Here is a 17,574-nt window from a genome sequence, read left to right as displayed (position 1 = left end):
ATTGAATATCAATAAAAACGGTGAAGGCGCTTGGCAAGTATCCACCCTTTTTTTTCGAATAGCCTTGAATGGCAGTCATGTGGGATGGGGAAGAGGGATTCACTATATGGTTTTGGATCCGAGCTGGCTGCTGAAGGAAAAGATCATTCAGGAGAAGAGCTTAAGTCAAATAGCCGATCTGGGTCTCTCCATTGGAAGATGGTATGACGATTCCGGATATCATATGGCGGATTTGGGCATTGATTTCGGATTGGACCAGAAAGGCCATCCTTGGATTTTTGAGGTCAATTCGCTTCCATCCCCATTCGGACCTCCAATCCAGGATCAATCTTGGACTAGCCCTTTTGAATACGGCGTTTATCTTGCAAAGAAGAACCATTCCGTTAAAAATTAATCTAGTACAGGAGTTGCCTAGTGGCTGCTCCATTCTAAATACGATATGGAGGAGCTTGCTTTATTGCAGCTCCTCTTTTAGTTTTATGGTTAATAAAGGGAAATGAAATCAGTCTGTTGAATACTTCTTGATGCCATTGAATAAAGTCACGCAGCGATTAGCTGAAGTTGTTTACTTCGAAACCTTTTCTAACAAATGTCAGATTGTGATCAGGAATGAGATGCTGCAATGTTGTAGGAAGGTTTTTCGCTTGAGTGGAAATATATCCTGGGAGGTACTGAATGGACACAAAAATAATTGAAAAACCAGAAATGATATTAGTTGGATTAGCTATCGATGTAACACTTAAGCAAGTGCTTCACGTAGACAGGCCTACTTATTATTTGGCATCTACCTTTATGAAACGTAAAAATGAAATTGGTTCATGTATTAATGATAGAGAAGTATTCGGGCTATCAACTGACCCTGAGAATTACAATCCAGATCGGGATGCTTTTGAATATTTTATTGGGATTGAAGTTTCGTCATTAGAACATATCCCTGATGGAATGGTGTATAGAAGGGTACCAGCAAATAAATACGTGGCATTTAGTTTTAAGGGTCCAGCCGATAAAGCGGGATCTGTTCATGCATATTTATACTCTACTTGGCTTCATGAGAATGAGTATGAACTCTGCGCTCCATACAATATCGAAATTTATGGTGATAAATTTATAGGGCCAGAGTCGGAAGAATCAGTTACTGACATTATCTTTCCAATACGGAACAAATAAAAAAATGGATACTATGAACAAAGTAGTCGCTAAGGAGGTTACAGATGCCATATATCAATCTACAAATAACGAAGGGCGCCACTCGAGAGCAAAAGGCCCAAATAGTGAAAGAATTTACCGAGACCCTCGTCACTATACTCGGCAAAAAGCCTGAACATACCCACATTGTCATTCAAGAAATTGATGATGAGAATTGGGGGTTTGCTGGTATTTTAACAGATGATTTTCGCAAAAGAGAAGGATGAGTCCTTCACGGTAATGATAACGATAGAAATACAGAGAGGGTTGCCATGTGGCAGCCCTTTTCTTTGCGAACGGGCAATTCAATTGCTTCGCCATCTGCTTCAATAGCGTTTTTTTTATTTTAGGGTATTGACAATGATTGGAATTAAAGTTTTAATGATATTAACATATTGATAATAACAAAATGATCGTAACACAATATTAAAATCAAGGAATAGGTGATCTACATGGATAAAGAGCAACTGAGAGATAGGCAGGGACTTACTGAAGTAGAGTTTTTACAGAGGTATGATGTCAGTATTTACGAAAGGCCGTCAGTTACAGTAGATATGTTAATCTTCACAGTAGAAGATGAAGAAAAAGAAAACTATAGGAAGTTACCGGAAAAGTCACTGAAACTACTTCTCGTTAAAAGGGGAGTTCATCCTTATATGGGTCAATGGGCTTTACCAGGAGGCTTTGTAACAAAGGACGAGAGTATTGATGAAGCTGCTTTGCGGGAGCTAAAAACCGAGACTAATATCGATGATGTTTACATGGAACAGCTTTATACATGGGGAGATGTAAATAGGGATCCGCGTACACGAGTTATCAGCTGTTCGTATATGGCACTTGTTGATAGCAGCTCACTCGAAGTGAAGGCAGGGGATGATGCGGATGATGCAAGGTGGTTCAACGTAAGGTACAGTGTGCTTGAAGAGAAGAAAACCATACTGGAGAAGGGCTTTGTATTCGAAAAAGTGGTAAAAATTACTCTTTCCAACGAAAAAGACATACTTGAGGCTCATATGAAAGTTATTGAAAACTATTCAGGAAAAGCAGTAAAAGCAGAAAGAGATATTATTGTATCGAATGGAATTGCATTTGATCATGCGGAAATGATCCAATATGCAGTTGAGAGACTAAGGAATAAGATTGAGTACACAGATATTGCTTTCAATCTGATGCCGGAACTTTTTACACTATCAGAGCTCCAACAGGTCTACGAGGTTACCTTGGGAAAAGAGTTACTCTCTGCTGCGTTTAGAAGAAAAATAGCGAACATGGTTATGGAGACCAATCAATTTACAAAGGATGCTGGGCATAGGCCAGCAAAGCTGTTCAGGTTCAACAATAATTGGCGATATGTAGTTGGCGGTGAAACATGAATTCAAACAGAAAGACTGCAAGATTTATCGGAGTATTATTTCTAACTGCAACGGTTGCATATATGCTAGGAAATGGACTTATAGAATCTATTCTAAATGATCCGGATTACCTTATTCATGTTTATCCAAATAAAACCAAAGTGATAATAGGCATGCTCCTTGAGTTAATTAATTCCGCTGCAGTTATTGGAATTGCAATAATGCTGTATCCTATCTTAAAAAAGCATAATGAAAATATAGCTCTTGGTTACGTTGCTTTCAGGATAATTGAGGCCATCATCCTTATTGTTGGGGCAATCAGCCCATTGTTACTGATAGCATTAAGTCAGGAATTTATAGAAGCAGGAGCACCACCAGATGCTTCCTTTTTTCAAACTATAGGTATGTTAGCGATAAAAGGTAAGGATTTGGCCTTCCAGATGGCAATGATCGTTCTTGGACTATATAGCCTGTTGTTTTGTTACTTATTATATATATCGAAACTCATTCCACGCTTATTATCAGTCATTGGATTTATTGGATACGCATCGTTGTTGACAAGCGCCTTGTTAGAGGTTTTCGGCTATAGACCAGGAATGCTCTTATTTCTTCCAGGAGCCTTATTTGAAATAATACTTCCGTTATGGCTGATAATTAAAGGATTTAACTCAATGGCAATGACTTCAGAGTCTGTCCAAACACATATAAAATCAAATCAATATAAAGAAGACTAAAACACGAATAGGTGCAAAGGAGAATTCGTCATGAAGGCAATTGTATATACTAAATACGGAACTACTGACGGTCTTAAACTCCAAGAGGTAGAAAAACCGATTCCAAAGGACAATGAGGTTCTGATAAAAATACATGCTGCATCCATAAACTCTTGGGATTGGGATCTCCTGAGAGGTATACCGTTCTTGGTCCGCCTTGAGGGGCTTCTCAAACCAAGATACCAAATACTAGGAGCTGACATAGCGGGGCGGGTTGAAGCGGTTGGCAGAGACGTGAAGCAGTTTGTTCCAGGTGATGAGGTATTCGGGGACATTTCGGGGTGTGGTTGGGGTGGGTTTGCGCAGTATGTGTGTGCTAGTGAAAGTGCATTAACACTGAAACAAGCCAATATGACATTTGAGGAAGCAGCAGCCATACCACAAGCGGGAGTCCTTGCCTTGCAGGGACTTCGGCATAAAGGTCAGATTCAGAAAGGACAAAAGGTTTTAATTAATGGTGCGGGTGGAGGAGTAGGTACGTTTGCAGTGCAGATTGCCAAATCATTCGGGGCTGAAGTGATAGGCGTGGACAGCACGAGGAAATTGGATATGCTGCTATCGATTGGTGCAGACAAGGTCATTGATTACACTCAAGATAATTTTACCCAAAATGGGGAGCGTTATGACCTGATTCTAGATGTTGCGGGATATCGATCGATTTTCGATTACAAGCGTGCATTGAGTCCTAATGGCACATATGTCATGATCGGAGGTTCCATGGCTCGAATTTTCCAAATCATGTTCCTAGGGCCTTTGATTTCAATGTTCGGGAGTAAGAAAATGGGGATCCTTATGCACAAACCAAACAATAATGATCAAAATTTAATACAGGTGCTTTTTGAGGCTGGCAAAGTAGTACCTGTTATAGATAGATGTTACCCGTTAAGTGAGGTTCCTGAAGCTCTCCGGTATTTTGGCGAGGGACTCCCCAAGGGAAAAGTCGTCATCAGTGTGGAACATTAAAAGAAAATCCAAAGAGAACATTCAAGATATTATTGCCCAGTATTTAGGTGAAGAATCTGCCGTATTTTTCCCTAGTATGATTTTAAGGTGGAATCAAAATGAGTGAAAAGAAGTTAAAAATGCCTAAATTTGTTGAAATTCAAGCAATGGGTATGATATGATACAAATAATTTAATGATTGGAGTTGAAAAGGATAATGTAATTTTTCTTGCAACAATATAAAATAATAAAACTAAAAAAGCGGTATTTTTCGCATGTTTTATTGTTTATATGCAAGAAAGTTACTAAATCTTTTCACTCAACTAATATATCCTTATCTAACTCTATAGTGGGTTGGATTTTCTGTATTTATTTGAGCTACAAGAAAGTAACTTTCTTGTAGCTTTTATATTTTATCACACAGGAGGATAAGTGCATGTCATTAATAAATGTTACAAACCTGACGTTTGCCTATGATGGCAGTTACGATAACATATTTGAAAATGTAAGTTTTCAAATAGATACCGATTGGAAATTAGGATTTACAGGAAGAAACGGTAGAGGTAAGACAACATTTCTCAACTTGTTGCTTGGCAAATATGAATACAGCGGAAATATTTCCGCTAATGTCAGTTTTGAATATTTCCCTTTCCAAGTCGAAAACAAGGGAAATAATACCCTAGATGTAATCAACGACATTTTTCCAGACTATCTTCACTGGCAATTAATGCGTGAACTTTCATTGCTACAGGTTGCTGAAGATGTTTTATATCGGCCCTTTGATTCATTATCTAACGGAGAGCAGACGAAAGTGTTGCTGGCTACATTATTTATTAAGGAAAATAGTTTTCTGTTGATTGATGAACCAACCAACCATCTCGACATGAGTGCAAGAAAGCTTGTCAGTGGGTATCTCAATACTAAAAGTGGATATATTCTGGTGTCTCACGACAGATCATTTCTTGATAACTGTGTAGACCACATACTTTCAATCAATAAGACCAACATAGAAATTCAAAAAGGTAATTTTTCCAGTTGGTGGGAAAATAAAAAGAGACAAGACAACTTTGAGCTTGCAGAGAATGAAAAACTTAGAAAAGACATTAAACGCTTGTCGGATTCAGCTAAACGGACAGGACACTGGTCACACGAAGTGGAAAAAACAAAAAACGGAACAAGGAATTCCGGTTCAAAGGTAGATAAAGGATATATTGGCCATAAGGCTGCTAAGATGATGAAACGCTCAAAAGCAATTGAGCAAAGACAGCAAACTGCTATTTATGAAAAGTCTAAGCTCCTTAAAAATATCGAAAGCTCTGACAGCTTAGAGATTTCGCAACTTGCTTTTCATAAAAGCCAACTTGCTGAACTTGATAATGTTTCTATTTATTATGGTGAGAAAATGATTTGTGCAGATTTAAGTTTTACTATTGAGCAAGGTGAGCGAATTGCTCTTTCGGGTAAAAACGGCTCCGGGAAATCAAGTATCATCAAACTTATTTGCGGAGAGGATATGAACTACACAGGCACCTTCATGAAGGATAGTCAGTTGAAAATATCCTACGTATCCCAGGACACGTCCCATCTTCAAGGCAATTTATCTGAATATGCCGCAAACAACGGGATTGATGAAAGCCTATTTAAAACGATTTTAAGAAAGCTTGATTTTTCCAAAGTTCAATTTGAAAAGGATATTTCAGCTTTTAGCGGAGGGCAAAAGAAGAAAGTGCTGATTGCAAAAAGTCTTAGTGAGAAAGTTCATTTGCATATTTGGGATGAACCGCTTAATTTTATTGATATTATTTCTCGCATGCAAATTGAAGAGTTACTGCTTGATTACTCACCAACCATTCTATTTGTTGAGCATGACAGGGAATTTTGCAAAAATATTGCAACAAAGATCATTGAACTCTAAGCAAGGAAGAGGAACATCGAATCTCAAAAACAAAATTAATATTAATCAAGGAAGCCGTCGCTCAAACCGGGCGGCTTTTATCATTTTCCTCCCCAATATGAGCTTTGCCTGCGTTCCGATTCCCGTGGAATATATACTATTCAATGGTGGAATTCAATAAACGATTAAATAGAAAGTTCATCAACAAGCAAAACCAGTTTACTCGATTTCTATTTTTGGATATGGACCTTTATAGCCAAGCTGCATGGAGACCGCATTTGCAACTGTCATTAATTTCTCACCGTATTCCTGGAGCTTTTGCATGGGTAGATTGCTTTTTAGAGTTGACAAGCTAATCGCTCCGAAGATATTGCCCTCATCAATAAAAATCGGGACACCTATACAGCGAACTCCAATTTCGCCTTCTTCATCATCCACTGCGTAACCAAACGCTCGAACCTGCTGCAAGTGTGCCCGAAGGGCATTTTCTGTCGATATGGAGTTTGGTGTTAAGATCTGTAACCCTTTACTGAACATAATTTGCAATTCCTTCTCAGGCAAATAAGCAGCAATTGCTTTTCCCACAGATGTCGTATTCATTTTTTTTCTTTCGCCCACAAAAGATTTGAAGCTAATCATGCCTGGTCCGTCGATTTTTTCCATGCAGATCGTTTCCCCATTATCGTACATACACATATGAACCGTGAAGTGTGTATTATCCCTTAATTGTTCCATATACGGAACAAAAACTCGTTTGATGTCAATATGATTAATTGCTGTCATACCTAGATTATAAAGCTTCAAACCTAGATGATATAAACCTTCTGGAGACTTCCTTACATAATTATGCGATTCCAACGTGTTCAGTATGGTAAACACGCTGGTTTTTGGCATTGCCAATTGACTGCTAAGCTCAGATAAAGAAAATCCCTCTTTGTTCTGTGCGAGAAAATCAAGGATGGTGACTGACTTTTCTAGGGCTGGTACCGAATATTTTGAGTTTTTTTGATCAGACATAAAACTGAACCCCCTGCATAAAGTCATTCCGGATACAGAACACTTAATCTTAATTTATACTCATATTAATGTAAAAAATGCATAGTTGCAATGACAAAATGAATAAATTTAAAGGATTGACAAAGCATTTTAACTGATTTATGATAATTTTGTAAACGATTCTCGAATAATGTTCTGCATACTGAACAAAAGATGGTTTTTGAAGGGAGGGATTGAAAAATCAACCGACTGGGGAACCTGACTCGATGTTCATCTACATTACAACCTTCCTTGGTTATTCCTGTTACGCTAGTGACTGATAAGCCAACTGATAGGGTGTTTTTTTCTGTTTTCACCATTTCAAACATTTTGAAAGCGCTTAATGCCGTTAAGTTAAAAGATTTAACTAAGGGGAGAAGCCGAATGAATCGTAAGAGAAATAAGCTACTGCCGTTCATGTTAATATTTGTTTTAATGGCTTCGTTACTTTCAGCATGTTCATCTTCCAACGAAGGAAACAATACCGAAACTAAGAATTCTGAAACACCAACAGGCACAGCTAACGCAAAAGAACTTTATACCATTAAATATTTGTATCCGGGCAGTGCCTATAAGTTCAAAAAGTCTGACGAAACGGAAATAGGTAAAATCATCAAAGATAAATTCAATATCGTGTTCGAATTCATTCCTTACGGGGGAAATTGGGGAGAAAAAGTCAATTTGATGCTAGCAGCCAAAGATTATCCGGAAGTTCTATGGATTCAATATAATGATGACTTCCAAAAATATTTAAAAGCCGGCGCAGTGATTCCCTTGGACGATTATTTAGCCGCATCTCCGAATTTCACGAAACGATATGAGAAGCAGATTCCTTTATGGAGATTGCTTGCTCCAGACAAAAAGCTATACAAGTGGGAAGTAGATCAGAGCGACTACATGACGAACCTGAAAACAAACGATATCGCGACGCGGATTGATCTGCTTGAGCAACAGGGTTGGCCGAATCTAATTTCTACTGACGACTGGATAAAGTTCCTCAAGCAGGCTTTGAAAGACAATCCGACGACTAACGGTCAGAAATCAATAGGCATGACAGCTCCCTTCGGCGAGCCTTGGGGGATGGCGGGAATTTCTGGAATGCTATATGAAAAAGGCGGAAGATATACGGGTATTGCCGGAAACCAGGGTGTTATGTTCAATCATGATAAAAATGAATTTGGAGACTATTTCTTAAACGAATACGTGTTTGAAAGCTACAAATTTTTTAACACCCTTTATCGTGAAGGTATTTTGGATAAAGAAAGCTTTACGGATCGCATCCCGCAGGTTACGGAGAAATTTGACAGCGGACGCGCACTCAGTGCCTGGTATTATAGACCTGGCTTATCAACGAACAATAAACTGATCGCAGCTGGGCACCCGGAGCAGCAATATATTACGATGCCTGTTCGCAGCATGACTCAGATGAAAAGAAATGAACCCCAACTGATTATGGAGTTAGATTCTGTCCCATACCGTAACACCGTGATCACGAAAAACGCAAAGGATCCAAAACGAATAATGGAGCTCATTGATTGGGCGTCCTCGGAAGAAGGGCAAACCCTTCTACAGGCCGGTATAGAAGGTAAACATTACACCATTAAGGATGGCAAGAGGGTTCCTACAGAGCTGTTCTTCAAGGAAAAGCAAAATCCTGACTCTCTGGTCGGATTTAACGGGGTCCTTAATTTCCTCGGGAATGACATGAGGGTGTCCAAAAAGGATAACAAACCTTACAGCTTCTTAGTGGATTGGGATTACCGCGACCAGATTGAGCTCACTCCCGAAACAAGAAAGGCAGTCGAAAAATTAGGTTGGAAAACCTCGGTAGACCCTTGGAAGAAAAACAGCAAAGGGGCGAGCTCTGGGTTAATCAACTCAATCTCTATCGATCCCAACACGCCACTAGGGCAGACCCACACCAAGATGACAGAGTTCCGAGTGAAAAATACACCTAGATTGATAACGGCCAAGGATGATGCGGAATTCGAAAAGATTTGGAACGAATTGGTGCCAGAGTACCAGAAACTAAATCCGCAAACCGTAATCAATGAATACAACAAGAAATATAAGGAAGAAGCTAGCAAGCTTACGAAATAACCAAGTTTGTGCTGCGGAGCCTGCCTTAACAAGCAGGTTCCCCAATAATATCACCATGCTTGGAAGCGGGTGCATCCTATATGGCTCAAAAGTTATACAGACAACGATATCTAATGATTATGATCGCCCCGGCGTTCCTTCTAGTGCTTGTCTTCAGTTACATACCGCTGTTAGGCTGGATGATTGCTTTTAAGGATTATCAGGTCGGTCTAAGTATCTGGAACGCAGAGTGGAGCGGTTGGTATCAATTTAAAGTCTTTTTCTCACAAAGCGAGGACTACATTTATTTATTGCGAAATACGTTGGTCATGAATCTCGGGATGATTATCAGTAACCTTGGTTTGGGATTAATTTTTGCCGTTCTCCTTAATGAGATCCGTTCGAAATTTTTTATGAAGGCGGTACAGACTGTTTCTTTCTTTCCTTTCTTCGTATCTTGGGTCATTATTTACTCGATCGCATATGCTTTCATGTCCTCTTCAACGGGAATCTTGAATGAATTACTGGTGAAGGTGGGTGTATTGAGCGAAGGTCTCGACTTCATTGGAGACAAGAAATATTCCTGGGGGCTTGCGATCGGTTTGGAAGCGTGGAAATCGGTCGGTTATTGCAGCATTATTTTTATGGCTGCGATATCTGCCATACCTTCTGAACAATACGAAGCGGCGGATATTGACGGCGCTTCCCGTGTTCAGAAAATGATGCTGATTACAATTCCGAATTTAATTCCGACATTGATCGTGTTGATGATCTTAAATAGCGGATGGATATTGAGTTCCAACTTCGAGCTTTTCTTCATGTTTACGAATCCGACTAACTGGGAAAACATGGAGGTTTTTGATATGTATATTTATAAATTCGGATTGAGGCAATTGAACTTTCCTTACGCTACTGCAGTCGGAATCATTAAAACCATTGTGAGTATCGTAATTCTTACTTTAGTAAATTCAGTTTCCAAAAGAGCAACAGGTAAGTCAATCTTTTAATCCCAAAATGGCAAGGAGCGGTCTTAGGTGTATAAAGCTTCGTTTGCGGACCGGACTTTTGATGTCATTAATTATCTGATTATGGCCTTAGTATTGGTTGTGATGGTGTTTCCTTTTCTTTACGTAATTAACTATTCATTAAGTGATCCTTCGCAAGTAAGTGGAAAATTTTTGATATACCCTATAAATCCCACTTTCGATTCTTATGTCACCTTGTTGAAGGATCCTACAATTTGGAACGGTGTGTTTATTTCGGTAGCCCGAACCGTACTAGGGACTGTAATCATGATATTTTTCACATCAATGGCAGGTTATGTCTTAACGCGTGATGATTTTATGGGCGTGAAGTTTTTTCGAAGATTCTTCATCATAACCCTTTATTTCTCTAGCGGTATTATTCCAATGTATCTCCTGATTCAAGGCTTGGGCCTGACGTCTTCATTTTGGGTATATGTCATTCCTAGCGCAGTTAATGTATTCAATATGATTTTGATCAAAACCTATATTGAGAGTATACCGAAGGAATTGGAGGAGGCCGCCTTGATCGACGGGGCGAACGATCTTTATCTCTTCTTCAAGATCATGTTTCCCATAAGCATGCCGGTTATTGCCGCCGTCTCTTTGTTTGCCGCCATTGGACAGTGGAATGCATTCATTGATACCCAATTTTATAACGCAATGAATCCTGAATTATTTCCTTTGCAATATGTGCTTTATAACTCATTGCAAACGATTACGAATATCGAACAGTATCAATTCGAGAAATCTCCAAATATCACACCTCAATCATTAAAAATGGCGATGACGGTCGTTACGGTTCTACCGATTATGCTCGTATATCCATTCCTGCAAAAGTATTTTATGAAAGGTTTGCTAATCGGTTCGATTAAAGGCTGAGGGCAGACTTTAAGAAGGGAAGTCAGAAAATATGGAGATATTGAACGGAACCTCATCTGATCCTCATGTGATCCAGATTGAAAATAATTATCCATACGGTACGGCAACGCAGCCTTCGCAGCTCATTTTTTGGCTCCAGAGTTCCTTGAGACGTGTATACCCCAAGTCGCCTCCCGGAGGAGGCCAGCTGCTTGAGCTCGTTTCGCCGCGCAATGCAAGGCTCTCTTTCCAGGCATGTCTACACAATAACGGACTGTTGCCGATTGAAGTTACTTGCGAGGTCGAGGGCAAGGAAGGGATACAAGTCCAGGTGCGGCGTGTCGGCTGGGTTCCCCAAGCTTACGTGTCACATAATACGCCTTTGGACGAGTTGGAGGGTTCGGATTACATCCCCGGACTTGTTCCGGACCCATTATTTCTGGAAACTCATGCAAAGGTGTGGCCCTTCTCGAACCAGAGCTTTTGGATCACTGTTAGAGTGCCTGCCGATATAACGCCCGGCATTTATTCCTTGAAGGTCGTATTTAAGAGTACGCGATTCAATCAGGACGCTGTACTCAACGCCGCGGTCGACATCAGACAGCTTGTGCTGAAGCCTCGTGAAAATTTCCCGGTAACCCATTGGTGGTTTCCGGACTGTATATACGATTGGAACAAACAAGACAGGTTCGGCAATGAATTTTTTCAGGGAGTTCGGGCCTACCTGCAGAATCTTCTTGATCATGGAAATAACGTGATTTATATGCCAATTCTTAACTATCGCCGTGAAATTATGGAAAGGCCGCCGCAGCTTCTGCAGGTGAAGGAGCTGGAACCAGGCATATATGAGTTTAATTGGGACTGGGTTCGAATAATTGTCCGGATGGCCCAAGAGTTAGGATTCGACTATTATGAGTGGACGCATTTATGGGCATACAGCCACAACAAGGACCGCGCGGCTTCAGCGGCAACACCCACAGGGATTTACACGGAACGCAACGGCAAATTGGAGCTGCTCTTTCCGGAGGAAATGGATGGTGGAGGAGAGGAGTACCGTAATTTTCTTAGTCAGTTTTTGCCGGAGTTTAAGCGTTTTCTATCCGAAGAAGGAATATTGGAGAACTCGCTGTTCCATATTTCGGATGAGCCGAGCGATAGTCCCGAGGATATGGACAATTATCGGAGGGCACGGGAAATATTGAAACAGATCGCTCCTGACATCAAGGTTATGGATGCTGTATTCAGCGAGGCATATGCCGTAGAAGGCCTTACCGATTATCCGGTGCCTATTGCACATGGTGCTGACAACTATGTAGAGAAGGGGATTCCTCATTGGGTGTATTATTGCTGCTCACCTCTGGGACCCTATATCAACCGTTTTTTTGACACTCCGCTTTATAAAATTCGCATGCAGGGATGGGTTTTTTATAAACTTCGGACGTTGGGATTCCTACATTGGGGCTATAATTTCTGGTACATCTTCAACGGGGGATTTGATCCGGAATCCCAAGAGCTGCTGGATCCTTTTACAGATGGGTCCGGCCAACACAGGCTGCCTTACGGCGATGCATTTATTGTTTACCCTGGACAGGAAGGGCCAATTGATTCCATTCGCTGGGAATTATTCGCTGAATCCATGCAGGATTATGCGCTTCTTCAAACTCTTGATATTAACCCGGATGATGAAATGCTGCAATCCATCATTAATTACAGGGAATTTCCAAAATCGGAACAGTGGCTGCAGAAGACCTATAGGCAGTTATTAGATTCCTAGCTAGACGAAAAATCGTTTTCGAAAAGAGGGATCATAATGCTGTTCGATTTTCATACTCATGTAGCGGAAGTTCATCATTTATCGGGTTCCTTCTTAAGAGCGGCAAAGCGGGCATGGGGGGACGGGTTCCGTTTCGCCTGCACACTGGATGAACATCGGGAAGCCATGAAGGAATGCACGGGGGCTATAGTCTTGGCAGTAGATGCTCCATACGTGGGCTTTAATGTGCCGAACGAATATGTGGCTCAGTATGTCGCGGAGTCTCCCGGCAAATTATTCGGTTTTGCCAGCGTGGATCCGAATCGTAGCAGACCTGAGAGAATCCTGGAGTCGGCCATTTCCGAGCTGAATCTGAAAGGGCTGAAGCTGGCCCCTATTTATCAAAATTTCCATCCGCTCGATAGAATCTGTTACCCTCTCTACTCTAAGGCACAGGAGCTTAAATTGCCGATTATGTGGCATCAAGGAACTTCATTTGTTCCTGAGGGACCGTTGGAGAAATCACGTCCGGCTGATCTGGATCCCGTTGCCAGAGCCTTTCCAGATCTGAAAATGATCATTGCACATCTCGGCCATCCATGGATCGGTGAAGCGATCAGTGTCGTCCGTAAGCATCCGAATGTTTACACGGATATCTCGGCACTGGGCTCACGACCCTGGCAGATGTATAACGCCTTGGTGGAAGCGATTGAGTATGGGATTGAAGATAAGCTGCTTTTCGGTACGGATTTTCCTTTCTTTACGGTCAGCCGCTCAATAGAAGCCTTGCATAACCTTAATACAATGGTAGAGGGAACCAATCTGCCGCGTATACCCGACAGTGTCATCGAGAAGATTATTGGCCGCTCAACACCTGAAATCCTTGGACTCAAATGATGGAGGAATTGCAATGAAGATTGTTTCGGTTGAGGCCATCCCTATTAATCTCCCATTTATTACTCCAATTCGCGATCATTGGGGGAGCTATGGCTCCTCCAACCATGGGATTGTGGTTATTCACGGCGAATCAGGGGAATATGGCGTTGGGGAAATTGCGCTGGCCTGGTTCGGAGGAGCACATGGTCTGTGCAAAGAGGTAAACGATTATTTGGCTTGCCGGTTAATTGGAATGGATATTCACGATGTGTCGAAAATAAGTGCCGTATTGGACCAGTTCTGCAGTTTTTCAAAGAGGCACCTGTTGGCTAAAGCGGGTGTCGAAATGGCGTTGTGGGATCTGATCGGCAAAACGTTAAATCTGCCAGTCTATCAGCTTCTTGGAGGAAAAATAAGGGATGAAATTCCTCTGACCGGCGGTATTTCGATGAACGACTCGATCGATTATATGGTTGAGGGAGCGGTGAAAAAGGTAGGAGAAGGCTATAAAGAATTGAAGCTGAAAGTCGGCGATGATGACGAAAGAGATCTCAAGACGATTCGTAGAATTAGAAATGCCATTCCTGACGGGATTAAGTTGCGCGTAGATGCAAACATGGCCTGGACGAATGCGAAGAGGGCGAAGGAATTGATCGACGAGATGGTCAATCTTGGCGTGACTATTGTAGAACAGCCTATGCCAGATGACCGATTGTCGGATATAGCGTGGTTAAAAAGCAATACGAAGGCCTTAATTTTGATTGATGAGGGTGTTTGGGATGTTAAGGATGCCAAGCGGTATCTTGAACATGATGCTGCGGATATGCTGCACGTGTATATAACGGAAGCGGGCGGAATCATGCCGGCGAGACGGATCTTTGAGCTCGCATCCTTGTATGACAAGGAATGCACGATCGGTTCGATGCCGGAAGGGCGAATCGGAGCGTCCGCTTCCGGGCATGTCGCCTTAGCCATGACGAATTTGGCTGCCTCTCACGCCTCGGATATTAGGGGCTTTACGGGGTACAAAGAGGATGTTACCCATGAAGAATTGGTCATCAAGGACGGCTGTCTCCAGATTTCCGACCGTCCTGGGCTTGGTGTAACTCTAGACTTTGATAAATTAGATTCGATGCGGATGTATTAAGCATACATACCCAGTCAACCGAAAGGATTTGAAATTCATGACTAAGCAAGCGATACAATCCGATTCGATTCCCCCCGTGTTCGGGCATTATTCTTCTGCAATCCTCAAGAATGACACGCTTTACTTGGCGGGACAGGGGCCTTTTGATAAGGATCAGAATCTGGTGGGCGATGATCTCGTTACCCAAACCCATCAGACTATGAAAAATATACGCTGGTTATTGGAAGATAACGGATTCCAGATGGATGATATCGTTCGGTCAACTGTTTATTTGGCTGATATTACCCATTGGGCGGCGTTTAATGAGGTGTATGGACAATATTTTACCGCACCGTATCCGGCTCGGACCGTTGTAGCCTGCCAATTGAACGGAATGCTGGTAGAGATCGAATGCACGGCGGTAAGGGGGTAATTGTATGAATAACCCGCTTAATATCGGAGTCATCGGATGCGGGGATATTGCGGCTGCCATGCATATCCCTACGATCATCGCCAATCAAGATACGAACCTTGCAGTGCTTTGCGATACAGATCTTACCAGAGCCGGACGTCTAGCCGAGAAATATAATGTGTCTCACTTCACCTCCAGCTACAAGGAATTGTTGGAGGATCGGATACTGGATGCTGTCATCGTCGCCACTCCTCCCTGGGTGACACCTTACATCACGATGGATTTTTTGAGGGCAGGCAAGCATGTTTTGTGTGAAAAACCGATGGCCGTGGACGAAGAAACGGCAATGAAGGTAATGGAAATAGAAAAGGATACGGGAACAAAGCTGCAGCTGGGCTTCACCTATCGTCATGGCAAGCTGATGGAAACGTTGAGAAACTGGATACGTGATGGCAGATTAGGCTCCCCACTGGTGTATCGACTGGGCATCTTTGATGAGATCTGGGATCCGACGGGAAATCCCGAACATTATGAACGCATCCGCCTGACCATGGAGCATGGCTCACCTTCTATTCACGACGGTGCGCATGTTGCGGACTTTCTATATTTTTTGGCCGATTCACCGGTTACCGAAGTCAAGGCGTTCGGACTGAAATCACGCGAGGAATTTCCTGCGACGAATTATGACGCTTCCTTAATCCGATTCGCAAATGGGGATATAGCCAAAGTGGAAATTGGCTGGTTTTTTCCTAAGTTTCCGAAAGGCGAATTCGAAATCGTAGGTCCGAAAGGAATCGCGGTATTCGACCGATTCCAAATGTTTGTGAAATTGCAGACGGGTACACAAACCGAAACCGTCTCTTTGGATGAGAGTTGGGGAGTCTATTGCTTTCGAGAGCAATTGAAAAAGTTTGTTGCCAGCATACGCAACGATGAGCCGTGTGTACCTGGGTCCATCGATGGAATCAATAGTCTCAGGCTCTGCAAAAGAATGGAGTACGAGATTATGCGTTAATCAGTTCGGGAACACCACGTCCGTACTGAACATTTGCAAGGAAGGCTGTTAAAGCAAGTCTTCGACAAATACCGCGTTCCAGAGGGAGGACGAAACATGGGGAAGAAGGAAGTAAGATTGGGTGTTGTTGGCGTGGGTCCAAGGGGAAGAGGGCTAATGAAGTTGTATAACGCTCATCCCAATTGTACCGTGACCGCTATATGCGATCGTATTCAGGCAACCGCTGAGTTGGCCGCTTCTCAGCTAGGGAATCCTGATGTCAAGCTCTATACGGACTTTGAGCAAATGATAGCATCTGAGAAACTGGACGCCATTCTGATCGCGGCTCCCCCGAACATGCAGGTTGATCTGGCCTGCTACGCCATGGAGAAAGGTATTCATGTAACCACCGAGGTACCTGCGGCTTATACTTTAAAGCAGTGTTGGGACCTGGTCCATACGGTGGAGAAGACCGGTGTGAAATATATGCTCTCGGAGCAGACGAGATACTGGGGATTCATCCAGGAATGGCGCGAGATGGCACGTCGGAATGAGTTCGGAAAGATCCTCTTTGCCGAAGGCGAATATCTGCATTATATGGACTGGGACTATTATATCGATCCTAAAACAGGTGAAAGAATATACGGCAACGCCAGGCCTCCACAGGGACGTGAGGTGGAGCCGACTTGGCGCAACAAGACCTTCATCAATCCAATCTATTATCTCCCCCACACGCTCAGTCCTTTGCTCAGTATTACGGGGGGGAGAGTTACCCGAGTTTCCTGTATGGGGACTAGGCCGAAGAGCTATTTTGTCGAAGATTACGAGGCAAGGGATATGGAAGTTGCACTGATGCATACGAGCAATGATACGATATTGCGCGTAGCCGCAAGCTTTACATCGCCGCACGGCCCGCGTAAGGAAACAGGCTATCATTGGTATCATGTTAAAGGTACTCATCGCACCGTAGAGTGGAGCAGATCCAAGCACGACAACCCCAAAATGTGGTCATTGGGCGATGAGGATTGGAAAGACATGGACTGGAGTACGAGAGTCGATGACGCTAGTGATTTCATTAGAGAAAGCGGTCATGCCGGCTCCGACGGCTGGCCGATTGATAACTTCATTACGGCGATCATGGAAGACACTGAAGTAGGAATGGATGTCTACAAAGCGGTGGAAACAGCAGCGCCTGCGATTTTGGCCGCGGAATCGTCGAACGAAGGTGGTTCTCTTATGGAAGTACCGGATTTCCGAAAGCGGGTGTGAT

The 17,574-nt window shown here is 42.5% G+C and carries 17 protein-coding genes; 16 read left to right on the top strand and 1 reads right to left on the bottom strand.

Annotated elements, in window-relative coordinates; translation table 11 throughout:
- Position 1: 1 nt before the first annotated feature.
- The 7 genes from AC58QD_RS00170 (at position 2) to AC58QD_RS00140 (ending at position 6,167) form a co-directional block, all read left to right on the top strand.
- Complete coding sequence (locus tag AC58QD_RS00170; RefSeq protein WP_497328764.1) at positions 2 to 394, top strand: YheC/YheD family protein; 393 nt, start codon at positions 2 to 4, stop codon at positions 392 to 394.
- A gap of 281 nt (positions 395 to 675) precedes the next feature.
- Positions 676 to 1,167, top strand: a complete 492-nt coding sequence (locus AC58QD_RS00165) for a GyrI-like domain-containing protein (RefSeq protein ID WP_497328762.1) — start codon at positions 676 to 678, stop codon at positions 1,165 to 1,167.
- 44 nt (positions 1,168 to 1,211) lie between these two features.
- Entirely contained in the window at positions 1,212 to 1,412 is a 201-nt protein-coding gene (locus AC58QD_RS00160) for a tautomerase family protein (protein ID WP_497328760.1), read from the top strand.
- Between the two features lie 225 nt (positions 1,413 to 1,637).
- On the top strand, positions 1,638 to 2,558 hold the full coding sequence (locus AC58QD_RS00155; protein WP_497328758.1) for an NUDIX hydrolase: 921 nt from the start codon (positions 1,638 to 1,640) through the stop codon (positions 2,556 to 2,558).
- Positions 2,555 to 3,271: a DUF4386 domain-containing protein gene (locus AC58QD_RS00150; RefSeq protein WP_497328756.1), complete on the top strand. Its 717-nt coding sequence runs from the start codon at positions 2,555 to 2,557 to the stop codon at positions 3,269 to 3,271. Before AC58QD_RS00155 ends, AC58QD_RS00150 begins: the two co-directional genes overlap by 4 nt.
- Positions 3,272 to 3,301: 30 nt before the next feature.
- Positions 3,302 to 4,273, top strand: a complete 972-nt coding sequence (locus AC58QD_RS00145) for an NAD(P)-dependent alcohol dehydrogenase (RefSeq protein ID WP_497328754.1) — start codon at positions 3,302 to 3,304, stop codon at positions 4,271 to 4,273.
- A gap of 415 nt (positions 4,274 to 4,688) precedes the next feature.
- Positions 4,689 to 6,167 carry an Lsa family ABC-F type ribosomal protection protein gene (locus AC58QD_RS00140; protein ID WP_497328752.1) on the top strand — a complete coding sequence of 493 codons (1,479 nt, stop codon included), beginning with the start codon at positions 4,689 to 4,691 and terminating at the stop codon, positions 6,165 to 6,167.
- A gap of 198 nt (positions 6,168 to 6,365) precedes the next feature.
- Here AC58QD_RS00140 and AC58QD_RS00135 read toward each other — a convergent pair whose 3' ends face one another.
- Complete coding sequence (locus AC58QD_RS00135) at positions 6,366 to 7,163, bottom strand: IclR family transcriptional regulator (RefSeq protein WP_497328750.1); 798 nt, start codon at positions 7,161 to 7,163, stop codon at positions 6,366 to 6,368.
- Between the two features lie 402 nt (positions 7,164 to 7,565).
- Here AC58QD_RS00135 and AC58QD_RS00130 point away from each other — a divergent pair, with 402 nt between their 5' ends.
- From AC58QD_RS00130 to AC58QD_RS00090, 9 genes are all read left to right on the top strand, one after another.
- Positions 7,566 to 9,281, top strand: coding sequence for an extracellular solute-binding protein (locus AC58QD_RS00130; protein ID WP_497328748.1), 1,716 nt, complete (start codon positions 7,566 to 7,568; stop codon positions 9,279 to 9,281).
- A gap of 80 nt (positions 9,282 to 9,361) precedes the next feature.
- A complete protein-coding gene (locus tag AC58QD_RS00125) occupies positions 9,362 to 10,267 on the top strand; it encodes an ABC transporter permease (RefSeq protein ID WP_497328746.1) in 906 nt (301 codons plus the stop codon).
- A 27-nt stretch (positions 10,268 to 10,294) separates the two neighbouring features.
- Positions 10,295 to 11,164, top strand: a complete 870-nt coding sequence (locus AC58QD_RS00120; RefSeq protein WP_497328744.1) for a carbohydrate ABC transporter permease — start codon at positions 10,295 to 10,297, stop codon at positions 11,162 to 11,164.
- A 31-nt stretch (positions 11,165 to 11,195) separates the two neighbouring features.
- Positions 11,196 to 12,917: a DUF4091 domain-containing protein gene (locus AC58QD_RS00115; RefSeq protein WP_497328742.1), complete on the top strand. Its 1,722-nt coding sequence runs from the start codon at positions 11,196 to 11,198 to the stop codon at positions 12,915 to 12,917.
- Positions 12,918 to 12,953: 36 nt separating this feature from the next.
- Positions 12,954 to 13,793 carry an amidohydrolase family protein gene (locus AC58QD_RS00110; RefSeq protein WP_497328740.1) on the top strand — a complete coding sequence of 280 codons (840 nt, stop codon included), beginning with the start codon at positions 12,954 to 12,956 and terminating at the stop codon, positions 13,791 to 13,793.
- A gap of 13 nt (positions 13,794 to 13,806) precedes the next feature.
- Positions 13,807 to 14,919, top strand: coding sequence for a mandelate racemase/muconate lactonizing enzyme family protein (locus AC58QD_RS00105; protein ID WP_497328738.1), 1,113 nt, complete (start codon positions 13,807 to 13,809; stop codon positions 14,917 to 14,919).
- A 37-nt stretch (positions 14,920 to 14,956) separates the two neighbouring features.
- Positions 14,957 to 15,331, top strand: a complete 375-nt coding sequence (locus tag AC58QD_RS00100) for a RidA family protein (RefSeq protein ID WP_497328736.1) — start codon at positions 14,957 to 14,959, stop codon at positions 15,329 to 15,331.
- A gap of 4 nt (positions 15,332 to 15,335) precedes the next feature.
- Positions 15,336 to 16,325, top strand: a complete 990-nt coding sequence (locus AC58QD_RS00095; protein ID WP_497328734.1) for a Gfo/Idh/MocA family protein — start codon at positions 15,336 to 15,338, stop codon at positions 16,323 to 16,325.
- A 96-nt stretch (positions 16,326 to 16,421) separates the two neighbouring features.
- Positions 16,422 to 17,573 carry a Gfo/Idh/MocA family protein gene (locus AC58QD_RS00090; RefSeq protein ID WP_497328732.1) on the top strand — a complete coding sequence of 384 codons (1,152 nt, stop codon included), beginning with the start codon at positions 16,422 to 16,424 and terminating at the stop codon, positions 17,571 to 17,573.
- The last annotated feature ends 1 nt before the right edge of the window (position 17,574 follow it).

It is taken from the genome of Paenibacillus sp. J2R1T-4, assembly GCF_059692235.1.
Note: the sequence above shows the minus strand (reverse complement) of the source record. Positions and strands in the feature narration are given on the sequence as shown.

Coding starts and splice junctions, on each gene's coding strand:
- AC58QD_RS00160 (WP_497328760.1), top strand. CDS start 1,212: ATGCCATATATCAATCTACAAATAACGAAGGGCGCCACTCGAGAGCAA.
- AC58QD_RS00105 (WP_497328738.1), top strand. CDS start 13,807: ATGAAGATTGTTTCGGTTGAGGCCATCCCTATTAATCTCCCATTTATT.
- AC58QD_RS00115 (WP_497328742.1), top strand. CDS start 11,196: ATGGAGATATTGAACGGAACCTCATCTGATCCTCATGTGATCCAGATT.
- AC58QD_RS00110 (WP_497328740.1), top strand. CDS start 12,954: ATGCTGTTCGATTTTCATACTCATGTAGCGGAAGTTCATCATTTATCG.
- AC58QD_RS00140 (WP_497328752.1), top strand. CDS start 4,689: ATGTCATTAATAAATGTTACAAACCTGACGTTTGCCTATGATGGCAGT.
- AC58QD_RS00130 (WP_497328748.1), top strand. CDS start 7,566: ATGAATCGTAAGAGAAATAAGCTACTGCCGTTCATGTTAATATTTGTT.
- AC58QD_RS00095 (WP_497328734.1), top strand. CDS start 15,336: ATGAATAACCCGCTTAATATCGGAGTCATCGGATGCGGGGATATTGCG.
- AC58QD_RS00165 (WP_497328762.1), top strand. CDS start 676: ATGGACACAAAAATAATTGAAAAACCAGAAATGATATTAGTTGGATTA.
- AC58QD_RS00135 (WP_497328750.1), bottom strand. CDS start 7,163: ATGTCTGATCAAAAAAACTCAAAATATTCGGTACCAGCCCTAGAAAAG.
- AC58QD_RS00100 (WP_497328736.1), top strand. CDS start 14,957: ATGACTAAGCAAGCGATACAATCCGATTCGATTCCCCCCGTGTTCGGG.
- AC58QD_RS00155 (WP_497328758.1), top strand. CDS start 1,638: ATGGATAAAGAGCAACTGAGAGATAGGCAGGGACTTACTGAAGTAGAG.
- AC58QD_RS00145 (WP_497328754.1), top strand. CDS start 3,302: ATGAAGGCAATTGTATATACTAAATACGGAACTACTGACGGTCTTAAA.
- AC58QD_RS00090 (WP_497328732.1), top strand. CDS start 16,422: ATGGGGAAGAAGGAAGTAAGATTGGGTGTTGTTGGCGTGGGTCCAAGG.
- AC58QD_RS00150 (WP_497328756.1), top strand. CDS start 2,555: ATGAATTCAAACAGAAAGACTGCAAGATTTATCGGAGTATTATTTCTA.
- AC58QD_RS00125 (WP_497328746.1), top strand. CDS start 9,362: ATGGCTCAAAAGTTATACAGACAACGATATCTAATGATTATGATCGCC.